Genomic DNA, 11,735 nt, shown 5'->3' with positions numbered 1-11,735 from the left:
GCTATGAGGGCAACTTGCCTCCTTGCCTGATGAAAAATATACACCTTAGTAAAAAGTAGCTATGCTGCATATACAGAACATTTCATGACAACTTTGGACTTGTTTTTTATTTTCATGTGCCTTAATGCAAGGCTTTCCTATTTTATTATAATTTTTTAGCTATTCTATTTAATTCGGCCGCCGTTGCAGATAATTCTTCTACAGTTGCGGTAATTTGCTCTGATGCAGCAGCTTGTTCTTGGCTTGAAGCTAATGAACTTTTGCTCATTTCACTTGCTTCCTCAACCTTAATTTTGATACTATCAGTTAATTTTTGAATTTGTGGTACTGTACTCTTAGATTGCTCAGATAATTTCCTTATTTGTCCTGCAACAACACCAAATCCTTTACCAGCTTCTCCTGCTCTGGCTGCTTCAATAGCTGCATTTAAACCAAGCATTTTAGTTTCATCTGCAATTTTTTTAATAAAGGAAGATATTTCATTAATCTCTTCAGACATATTAATTACTTCTTTAATTTCCTTATTTAGTTCCTGCTCATTTAAATGTATTTGAGATGCTGATGCTGCCAATTCTTCTATAGCAGATGCAACTCCTGAAATACCATTTTCAAGATTTTCTGACGCTTCTTTTAAATTAGCTGCAACTACCTTCGGTATAATTAATCCTAAGGTTGCAACCACCTCACTTGGATTATCTTCATCAAATAATGGGTAACTAGTAGCTAAAACTGGTACACCATATTTTGAACTATCGATTTCCATTGTAACAATTTGCTTAGATTTTATTGCTTTAAATGCAATATCATCATCTTTTAATTCATACCCTGTCTCCATAGATGTCATATCAAATTTTTTAGAAGTCTGTCTATATGCAACTTTTTGCAAATCAGTCATATATATAAATGCACCTTCTGGAAACATCTCTACTAATATTGGTGCAAAGTCACCAAATGCCTTTGCAACAGGATGTAATCTAGGAAAAACTATAGAAAATACTCCAACTGCCTCCCCATTTTCATTGACTAGTGGTTCCGCTATAGTTTTTAACCTCATTCCATAGAGTGATCTTGGGACATTTTCTATTAATGTTCTTTTTTCTCTTAATGCCTTAACTGCTATACTATTACTGCCTAGTTTTTGACCAACACTAAATATATCTAAATCAAAAACCTTCGATGGCTTCTTCCAGGTAATTGTACCTTCTTCGCTAATTAGATAAATGACTCCTCCTGATATCATGTCTGCTTGTAATTCAGACATAGCCTTAAGGTACCCTACGCCATTCATAGAAATCATATTAAACAACCCCTTCTTAAATTATACTCCCATACCATAATTAATACTTATCATATAATATTCTTTGATTTAGTTCGGAACTTTTTATCTTAAAGTGACAAACTTCTCCCTATTTCTATTTTATTATATCAAATTTTTTTTACACATAATAGTTTATTTTAACATAATATGGATAATGCTATGTTAAATTTAAGTACCATAGTTTTTCTGACCATGGTACTTAAATCTCATACTCAAATTTTATTTTTCTACACTGTCTTCAAGAAGTTTATATCTTGTTTCTTCTTCTTCATTTGGCTAAATATAGATTTAATTAATACTCCTCCACCTAAAAATACACCAATAAAAGTTAACATTATTTTAACGTTATTATTAAGTACTGAGGAATTTGTTCCAGAAATAATCATTCTCAATGTGCTTATTGCATAAGTCATAGGAAAAACTTCTCCAACAACTCTATAAAACTCTGGTGCTGTTTCTATTGGGAATGTTCCTCCTGCAGATGACAGCTGCAATAAAAATACAATAAACATAATTGGTGCTGAAATAATTCCTATGGCATGCGATAACCCATACATTACACAGAAGAATACAACAGCTATAAACATGTTACTTATATAAAAATTACTTACGCTTGTTACATCAATATTTAGTCCTTTAACAAGTACAAAACTTAAAATCATAGCTTGAATAACTGATAAACCTGATCCTACTAGCAATTTTCCAGTGAAACTCTTTAAGACTCTATTTTCCACTAGCTTTAATGATTTTGCAATTGATAATATTAAGTTTACAAACATGGCTCCAAGCCACAATGATAAAGAAATAAAATATGGTGCAAGACCTTCCCCGTAATGTTTAACATCATTTATCGAATTATCTTTTAACGTTACTGGATTTGATACAAACTCTGACATATTTTCAGAATTAAATTTAAGGTTTTCGTTCATTTTATCATAACCACTATTTAATCCATTGCTCAATTTGTTTACTCCATTATTTGCATCCATTAACCCGCTATTTAATGAACTCGAACCATCACTTAGCTGTTTTAAACCATTTGACAATTCACCTGTTTTTGTAGCCGCAGTATTAATACCATTTGCTAAACTAACTGTACCCTCATTTACACTCTTTAATCCATCCTCTAGTGAAATTGAACCATTGCTAAGACTGCTTAACCCATTCCAGAGTTCTCCGCTCTTTTGAGTAACTGTGTTAAGTCCAGTCATTATATTCTTGCTCCCATTTTGTATTGACAGTGCCCCATTAATAAGTTGATCTAAACTAGAAGCTGCTTTTGTTTGGTTATCAGCTATACTGCTGGACAACTGTCCTACACCATCAGAAACTTGTTTTGTGCCATCTTTTAACTGCTTTAAACTGCTGACTAATGGTTTCGCTGAATCAGCTGCTGCTCTTAATGGTACTTCAATGCTAGAACTCATATTTGCATTATTAACTTTATTAACAACTGATATTGCTGCTTTAAGCTTATCCTTATCAGCCTGACTCAAATTAGAATTATCAATATTTGACAGTTCTTCATTGAATACTGAGCTTGCTTGACTTATACCATCGCTTGCTTGTTTTACACCATCCCCCAATGAATTAAGCCCAGAAAGACTATTATCTAATTTTTCTGCACCTTGTTCAATTAGTTCAGCACTACTGCTAATATCTGATGCCCCTTTTACCAAGGCAGATATTTTGTCATTAGGCTGATTTAAACTACTTTTAAAACTAGTTAATCCATTTACTAATGTTACAGAACCATTGGCAATCTGATTCTCCCCTTCACTAAGTGAATTTAAACCTAATTGAAGTTGCTTTGTACCATTTGCTGCTGTGCTCATTCCATTAGATAAATTAATACTTCCATCCAATAATTTTTGTGTTCCGTTTTCTAGGCTTGCAGTTCCATTATTAGCCTGCATTAATCCGTTTGTTAATTGAACTGATCCATCAGCAGCTTGCCCTAAACCATTTGTCAATTTGCTGCTGCCGGCAAGAAGTTTTTGTGTACCAGCTTGAAGCTGGTCTGCTCCATTACCCGCATCCTTAATAGATACTTTAACATCATATAAGCTATCAACTAATGCTTTAGATATTTCCTTTTGGATATTTGAACTAACCTCTGTTTTTAAACTCTCAGCAACTTTTTCAGAGATTTGAGAAAAAATAAAATTTTTCCCCTTATTGGCTTCATAAATCACCTCAGGATTTTTCATTTCTCCATCCTTAGAATCTGCAATTTTTTCCGAGAAATCTTCAGGTATTTCTATCATCGCATAGTAATCTGTTCCACTTACTCCCTTTTGTGCCTCTTCTAAGCTAACAAACTTCCATGCAACTTTATCATTATCCTTAAGCTTATTTTCAAGTTCTTTACCTACAGCATATTCCTTTCCAGCCTTTGTAACTGGCTTATCTAAATTTACAAAGGCCACAGGTACATTACTTAAATTATTATATGGATCCCAAAATGCTCCTAAATAAATTGACGAGTAAAGCATTGGTATAAATATTACAGCTGCAATTGAAACAGCTAATATTGTAACCAAAAACTTTTTATTATGTTTTTTATCCTTTCTTTTCATTTGTTTATCTCCTTCTATCTATCTTTTGTAAATTTATCAAATGTGGTTCACTATTAATGTTGCACTTAATGCGCTTGTATGTTTAATCATTTAAACCAATTGGCCAAAACTTTTATAATTAATATAACTCTTCAATCGTATTTACAAAATGCTTTAATTTTTCTATAACTTGTTTTGATGTTAGATAATAAATATTTTCTGTACCTTCTTTCCTCATATTAACTAACCCCACTTGCTTTAATACCTTTAAATGGTGAGAAATAGCCGGTCTAGAAAGAGGCATCATTTCAGTTATAGTATTAACACTGATACCATCTCTATTTTTTGCAAGAATCATTATTATCTTTTGTCTATGCTCATCTGCTAGTACTCCTAAAAGAGGTATACAATCTTTAAATTCTTTTAGTGCAAGTTCCACCTTTTCATCTCTATCCAAAGCAATCACCTCCAAGTCATGTTTAATGGTTTAATCTTTTAAACACATTGTAGATAAATTATAAAAGTTATTCAATGATGAATTACTGGAATACAAAACACAACATACCATTTAAATATTAATATTTTTTATTAGCATCTATCTTCCACTTTAGATAATCACCTCCAAAGCCTTATTTTTAATACCAAAAATCTAAAAAACAGGAGCTATCGCAATTAGCGACAGCTCCTTAATCATATACAGTTCTTTTTCTTATTTCATACACTATATTTTATTGTTTAAACAAACTTTTTCTTATATTATGCGCTATATTTATTAAAAAATTCAGTTCAGAAGATATTTATTATTACCTTTAATATTAATCATTTACATATTAATCTTTAAGTAATCTTGTGATACCATTACCTTATTAATATCACTCAAAATATTATGTTTTAATTTTACTCTTAGCTTATAAATGTATGTGACCAGTAATGACTAAACTATGAGTTATTTCTTTTTCTTTGAGTATAAATCAAATACTACAGCGAATAATAATACAAATCCTTTAATAGCTTGTTGCCAGTTATTATCAACTCCTAGTAAAGACATACCATTATTAAGTACTCCCATTACAAGTCCACCAACAACAGCTCCTAAGATTCTTCCAGTACCACCTGCTGTAGATGCTCCACCTATGTAACACGCTGCTAAAGCATCTAATTCAAAGTTAATACCCGCTTTAGGTTGTGCTGAGTTAACACGAGCTGCATAAGCAAGTCCAGCTAATGCTGCCATTAATCCCATATTTACAAATACTATGAATGTAATCTTCTCAACATTTACACCTGATAAAGCTGCTGCTTTCCTATTACCTCCAACTGCATACACTTGTCTACCAAACACTGTTTTATTAGTAATAAATGAGTAAATTGCTATTAATACTCCTGCGATTATTAGTATATTAGGTATTCCTTTATAAGATCCTAATATAAAAGTTGCTGCCATTATTATTGCAACACATATTATATTTTTAGCAAGAAACATTGTTTGACTTTCAACTTTAAAATTATATTTTTGAAGTTTCTTTCTACCTTGTATATTAAATAATATTAGTGCGAGTGAAAATACAACACCAGCGATTATTGATGATCCAACTAAATCTACACTGCCCACTTTTAGATAAAATAGTGGTGGTATAAAACCAGATCCTAAATTTGCGAATTCATTTGGGAATGGTGCAATTGTCTTACCATTTAGTATTATCATTGCAAACCCTCTAAAGATTAATTGTCCTGCTAATGTTACAACAAATCCTGGAATTGCTCTATATGAAATCCAATATCCTTGTATTGCTCCAACTGCTACACCAATTAAAAGTGTTATAATAACAGATACAACTGAATTCATTCCTTTATTAACCATAAGAACACCAGCTATTGCTCCAAGAAAAGCACAGACTGAACCAACTGCAAGATCAACAGTACCTACAATAACTACTAAAAGCATTCCTACTGCAAGAATAAGTTCATAACCATTTTGCTGAATTAAATTTGTTATATTAAGCGGTTTTAACATAACCCCTTTAGTTAATATTGAAAATATAACTACTACTACCAATAATGCAACAAGCATACCATTGTCTTTCATAAATTTACTAAATGCACTTTTTGCAACCTTTTTTTCTTCAACTTTTGCTTCACTCATTTTACTACCTCCCTATTTTGACGCAACAATTTTACTCATGATAACTTCTTGAGTTGCTTCTTCCTTATCTAGTTCTCCTATAATCTTCCCTTCATTCATGATATAAACTCTATCACTTAATCCAAGAACTTCTGGTAATTCAGATGAAATTACAATAACAGCTTTTCCTTGAGCTACCAAATCATTTATAATTGTATATATTTCATATTTTGCTCCTACGTCAATTCCTCTAGTAGGTTCATCAAGAATTAGTAAATCTGGTTCTGCATAAACCCATCTTGATAATATTACTTTTTGTTGATTACCACCACTTAAGTTTCCTGTAAGCTGTAATATGCTTGGAGTTTTTATCTTCATTGATTTTCTGAATTCTTCTGCTGCTAAAATCTCAACTTGTTCATTAATAACACCATTTTTAGAAATTTTGCCTAATGAAGCTATTGAAATATTATGTCGAATATCATCAATTAGGTTTAAGCCTGCTTCTTTTCTATCTTCAGTTACATAAGCAATACCTTCATTAATTGCATCTTTAACTGTTTTAATATTAATTTCTTTACCTTCTTTTAAAAGTGTACCAGAAATTTTTTGTCCATATGTTCTACCAAAAATGCTCATTGCAAGTTCAGTTCTTCCTGCACCCATAAGTCCAGCAATTCCAAGAACTTCGCCTTTTCTAACTTTTATATTTACATTATCAACCATTTTTCTATCTGGATAATCTGGATGATATACATTCCAATCCTTTACTTCAAACATTACATCTCCAATTTTAGGAGTTCTTTTTGGATAACGATCTGTAAGTTCACGACCAACCATCCCTTTTACAATTCTATCCTCTGAGATTTGTCCTCCTGAGGCATCTAGTGTTTCAATAGTAGCTCCATCACGTAATACTGTTATAGAGTCACATACTCTTGAAACCTCATTTAATTTATGCGAAATCAAAATACATGTAATTCCTTGTGATTTCAGTTCTAACATTAATTTTAATAAATTCTCACTATCATCCTCATTTAATGAGGCAGTCGGTTCATCTAGAATTAATAATTTTACGTTCTTTGATAATGCCTTTGCAATTTCAATTAATTGTTGTTTACCAACACCAAGTGTGTTAACAATAGTGTCTGGATCTTCATCTAATCCAACTTTTTTAAGTAATTCTTTAGTTCTAATTTTTACCTCTTGCCAATCGATTACTCCATGACTAGCAATTTCATTTCCTATAAATATATTTTCACCTATGCTAAGATATGGACTTAAAGCTAATTCTTGATGTATAATAACTATTCCATCAGCTTCACTATCTTTTATACCTTTATATTTACATGCTTTTCCATTATATAAAATCGCACCTTCATATGTTCCATGAGGATATATTCCACTTAATACCTTCATTAATGTAGATTTACCTGCTCCATTTTCTCCACAAAGAGAATGAATTTCTCCTGCTTGCACTCTTAAATTAACATTATTTAATGCTTTTACACCAGGAAATGTCTTCGTTATATTTATCATTTCAAGAATAATGTCATTGTCTTTAAACATACGTCACGCCCCTCCTTATTTGAATGATAGCGGACAACATGTCCACTATCATCACTGTAATTTGTCTTATTTAGAAAGATCTGCTTCTTTTATATATCCTGAGTCAACTAAAACTTCCTTGTAGTTTGATTTATCTACAGGTACAGGTTGACATAAGTAAGCTGGTACAACTTTTACTCCATTGTTGTAAGTTTTCTCATCATTAACTTCAGGTTTTTGACCTTTAAGAACTGCATCAATTGTTTTAACAGCTTGAGCTGATAATTTTCTTGTATCTTTAAAGATTGTTGATGTTTGCTCACCAGCAATTATTGATTTAACAGAAGCTGTTTCTGCATCTTGACCTGTAATTACTGGCCATGGAAGATCCCCTGAACCATATCCAACACTTCTTAATGCCTCTACAATACCACGGCTTATACCATCATATGGAGATAATACAGCATCAACTTTTTTACCACCTGAGTAGTTAGCAGTTAATATATTTTCCATTCTTGATTGTGCTAAAGCTCCATCCCATCTTAATGTACAGATTTCATCAAATTTAGTTTGACCTGAAACTACATTTAACTTTTTAGAATCTATATAAGGTTGAAGTACTTCCATTGCACCTTCAAAGAACATATGAGCATTATTATCATCTGGAGACCCAGCAAATAATTCTATGTTAAATGATTTTTGTGCATTTTTAAGATCTAATTTCTTTTCGATATATTGACCCATTTGATTTCCTACAAGCTTATTATCAAAAGAGATATAATAATCTACATTTGCAGTATTTTTAATTAGACGGTCATAAGCTATAACAGGAATTCCTGCATCTTTAGCTTTTTGACAAACATCAGTTAAAGATTCACCATCGATATTTGCAATTACTAAACCGCTAACACCTTTTGTAATTAGGTTTTCAGCTTGTGATACTTGAGTTTCTACAACGTCTTCTGCGTATTGAAGATCCGTATTGTATCCAAGGTCTTTTAACTGTTTTACCATAGCATTTCCATCATTTATCCAACGTTCTGAAGATTTAGTTGGCATTAAAATACCAATTGTTTTTCCACTACCCCCATCAGTTTTTGCTTGTGACTCTGTTTTAGTAGCATCTGAATCTCCACCTGGAGCACTAGTTGATACACTACATCCACCTATGGAACCTAATAATGCCATTGATAATAACATTGCCATTAATTTTTTCTTCATAATATTTTCTCCCTTCAACTTCCCATTTAATAAATTTATATTTTCTTTTAACCTACTAAATAATTATCGCTTCTGATAAATTAAATTCGATTAAAAGTTAATATTCTAAATTACTAAAGACAATATAACTTTGTGTATATACTTATCACAGAAAATCCAAACTCAACAATACGTTTTCATTAAATTCAATCATATTCTTATTTATTTTGACATATTATAAGTTAGCTCAAGAATAACTAATATAGCCATAGCATTAGCATATTTACTACTAATATTAAATTTATAATCCGGATTTCTCTTTTTATAAATAGCTGGTATTCCTACCCCTAGCAAAATGGCTAATCCAAACACAGCTAGTACACTAAAAGAACAAGTAATTATTCCAGAATCAATGGAAATGAAATATAACAATAAGCAAGGAGCTACAAAATAATATACTAATTTGTTACATAAAGTAATGTGCTTTTCGTTCATAAAATTCCTCCCTTATCCTAGTAAATATTATTGTTTAATATTTAATTGATATCATTCATATAATTTGAATATATATCATGGAAGATACATCTTCCTATATATGCTCTATGATATATATCTTGTAAGTACAACAACATTCTTCTTTCTTACTGCTGCCTCCCATCACCCCTTCTTTGTATATCTAGTTTGCTTGTACAAATTAAGTAATAACTTGTTTTTTAATTGGCATCTTATAAACATCATTTAAACTCTTTATGTATTATAATTTTAGAAGATAGCACTTGTTAATTTGTTGTACGTACTTCATGTTTTTATTATATATCGTTTTCATGATAATATCAATAGTTTTTCGCTTTTTTTTTTTATATTGTATGTACAATATTGTTACATTATATCATAATTGTGCATACATCTATAGTTAATTTGTATTTATATTAATTAAAACCATTATAATATCATTATTCATAGAAAATAAATACTAAAATTGAGTCCTTTTTATCGGACTCAATCTTCTTGGGTACACTATCTACCTAAAAGTTATCCACTGCTGCTCTTTCGATAGCAAGACCTTTAGCATAACGTTCAATAAATTCATTAAATCCTTCAACATCCTTAGGATCTGGATTTATCTTTGTGCCAATTTGCCCTGCAAATACTTTATTTGTAAGATAATCATCTAAAGTTTCATTTTCAGCTTTGTTTATCATATAAGATGCAAGTACGGCAATCCCCCAAGCTCCACCTTCTCCTGCTGTTTCCATAACAGAAACTGGCGCATCTATAGCTGCTGCCATAATTTTTTGTCCTACACCCTTAGTTTTAAATAAACCTCCGTGCCCTAACATTTCGTCAACCTTAACTCCTTCCTCTTTAAGAAGAAGGTCTAAACCTGTTTTTAGTGCACCTAGTGATGTAAATAAATGTACACGCATGAAGTTAGCTAAATTGAACTTGCTTTCTGGTGTACGTACAAATAGCGGACGTCCTTCTTCAAAACCTGTTATATGCTCACCTGAGAAGTAATTATAAGCTAATAAGCCGCCACAATCTGAATCTCCTTCAAGTGCCTTATTATATAAAGTTGCAAATAACTTATTCATATCAACCTCTATACCAAATGCCTCTGAAAATTCCTTAAATAATCCAACCCAAGCATTAAGGTCCGAAGTACAATTATTACAGTGAACCATCGCTACTAGGTTACCAGTAGGAGTTGTAACTAGGTCTATTTCTTCATATGCTTTTGATAAGTCTTTTTCAAGTACGATCATTGCAAAGACAGATGTTCCTGCTGATACATTACCAGTACGCTTTGCAATACTATTAGTTGCAACCATTCCTGTTCCTGCATCACCTTCTGGAGGACAGAATGGGATACCTGGTTTTAATTGTCCTGTAACATCTAAAAGTTTTGCACCTTCTTCTGTAAGTGCACCAGCGTTTTCTCCAGCTAACAATACCTTTGGTAAAATATCTCCAAGTTTCCATGAAAAATTCTTAGAAGCGACTAATTCATCGAACTGCTCAATCATACGTGCATTATAATTCTTTGCATCTATATCAATAGGGAACATTCCTGATGCTTCACCAACACCTATAACCTTTTCACCTGTCAATTTCCAATGTATATATCCTTCTAAAGTTGTTTGGAATGATATATCAGTTACATGCTCTTCACCGTTTAATATTGCTTGGTAAAGATGGGCAATACTCCACCTTTGAGGAATATGGTAGTTAAACAATTTTGTCAATTCCTCTGAAGCTTTTTCAGTAATAGTGTTACGCCACGTACGGAATGGTACTAAAAGCTCTCCATCTTTATTAAAAGCCATATATCCATGCATCATAGCACTGAATCCAATCGCGCCTATTGTTTCAATAGTAACTCCATATTTTTCTTTAGCATCCTCAGCCATCTTCGCATAACTGTCTTGAACCCCAGTCCATATATCTTCTAAACTGTAAGTCCAAATATTATTAATATATTTGTTTTCCCAATCATGACTGCCTGAAGCAATCGGTGTATTATTCTCATCAATTAAAACTGCTTTAATTCTTGTTGAACCTAGTTCAATACCAAGTACTGTCCTGCCATTTGCAATGGCATCTTTTACATTATTTATATCTACGCTCATAAAAAACCTCCATATATATCTATTATTTCTTAATCGTTTACTTACTATATAATAAATTAACCTATTTTTTAATGAAAGCAAGCCATGCAAATGATTTTCTAAATGCAAAACTTGCCTTCATAATTATGCTATTTTATTATTATACACACTTTTTCCTATTTCACACATTTTTAATACAATCTTGTTTAACTAATAAAGTTCCGAATTGCAGCATAGCTGCTCTTTTTATATGTGCACACTTTTTCTTAATTTAAATCATTAATTTTATCCGCTTCGCTATATTTACTAGTATATTTTATTTAGATTACTTTCCTACAACTTTAACTGCTTTTTCTACTACATTTTCTACTGTAAATCCA

The 11,735-nt window shown here is 31.6% G+C and carries 8 protein-coding genes; all 8 read right to left on the bottom strand.

The window, feature by feature from the left end:
- Positions 1-145: 145 nt before the first annotated feature.
- Entirely contained in the window at positions 146-1,297 is a 1,152-nt protein-coding gene (locus COL3_RS17560; RefSeq protein ID WP_008428700.1) for a methyl-accepting chemotaxis protein, read from the bottom strand.
- A gap of 248 nt (positions 1,298-1,545) precedes the next feature.
- Positions 1,546-3,897 carry a YhgE/Pip domain-containing protein gene (locus COL3_RS17555; RefSeq protein WP_008428703.1) on the bottom strand — a complete coding sequence of 784 codons (2,352 nt, stop codon included), beginning with the start codon at positions 3,895-3,897 and terminating at the stop codon, positions 1,546-1,548.
- Between the two features lie 118 nt (positions 3,898-4,015).
- Complete coding sequence (locus COL3_RS17550) at positions 4,016-4,333, bottom strand: metalloregulator ArsR/SmtB family transcription factor (protein WP_008428705.1); 318 nt, start codon at positions 4,331-4,333, stop codon at positions 4,016-4,018.
- Positions 4,334-4,822: 489 nt separating this feature from the next.
- The gene (mmsB, locus tag COL3_RS17545) at positions 4,823-6,019 is read right to left on the bottom strand and encodes a multiple monosaccharide ABC transporter permease (RefSeq protein ID WP_008428707.1); all 1,197 of its coding nucleotides are present in this window, start codon (positions 6,017-6,019) and stop codon (positions 4,823-4,825) included.
- A 12-nt stretch (positions 6,020-6,031) separates the two neighbouring features.
- Complete coding sequence (mmsA, locus tag COL3_RS17540) at positions 6,032-7,567, bottom strand: multiple monosaccharide ABC transporter ATP-binding protein (RefSeq protein ID WP_008428709.1); 1,536 nt, start codon at positions 7,565-7,567, stop codon at positions 6,032-6,034.
- Between the two features lie 66 nt (positions 7,568-7,633).
- Positions 7,634-8,767: a multiple monosaccharide ABC transporter substrate-binding protein gene (chvE, locus tag COL3_RS17535; RefSeq protein ID WP_008428711.1), complete on the bottom strand. Its 1,134-nt coding sequence runs from the start codon at positions 8,765-8,767 to the stop codon at positions 7,634-7,636.
- 201 nt (positions 8,768-8,968) lie between these two features.
- Positions 8,969-9,241 carry a hypothetical protein gene (locus tag COL3_RS17530; protein WP_008428714.1) on the bottom strand — a complete coding sequence of 91 codons (273 nt, stop codon included), beginning with the start codon at positions 9,239-9,241 and terminating at the stop codon, positions 8,969-8,971.
- Between the two features lie 530 nt (positions 9,242-9,771).
- Positions 9,772-11,376 carry an FGGY-family carbohydrate kinase gene (locus tag COL3_RS17525; protein ID WP_008428715.1) on the bottom strand — a complete coding sequence of 535 codons (1,605 nt, stop codon included), beginning with the start codon at positions 11,374-11,376 and terminating at the stop codon, positions 9,772-9,774.
- Positions 11,377-11,735 lie beyond the last annotated feature (359 nt).

Source organism: Clostridium sp. LS (assembly GCF_002760435.1).
Taxonomy (GTDB): Bacteria; Bacillota; Clostridia; order Clostridiales; family Clostridiaceae; genus Clostridium.
Note: the sequence above shows the minus strand (reverse complement) of the source record. Positions and strands in the feature narration are given on the sequence as shown.

Coding starts and splice junctions, on each gene's coding strand:
- COL3_RS17560 (WP_008428700.1), bottom strand. CDS start 1,297: ATGATTTCTATGAATGGCGTAGGGTACCTTAAGGCTATGTCTGAATTA.
- COL3_RS17555 (WP_008428703.1), bottom strand. CDS start 3,897: ATGAAAAGAAAGGATAAAAAACATAATAAAAAGTTTTTGGTTACAATA.
- mmsB (WP_008428707.1), bottom strand. CDS start 6,019: ATGAGTGAAGCAAAAGTTGAAGAAAAAAAGGTTGCAAAAAGTGCATTT.
- mmsA (WP_008428709.1), bottom strand. CDS start 7,567: ATGTTTAAAGACAATGACATTATTCTTGAAATGATAAATATAACGAAG.
- chvE (WP_008428711.1), bottom strand. CDS start 8,767: ATGAAGAAAAAATTAATGGCAATGTTATTATCAATGGCATTATTAGGT.
- COL3_RS17530 (WP_008428714.1), bottom strand. CDS start 9,241: ATGAACGAAAAGCACATTACTTTATGTAACAAATTAGTATATTATTTT.
- COL3_RS17525 (WP_008428715.1), bottom strand. CDS start 11,376: ATGAGCGTAGATATAAATAATGTAAAAGATGCCATTGCAAATGGCAGG.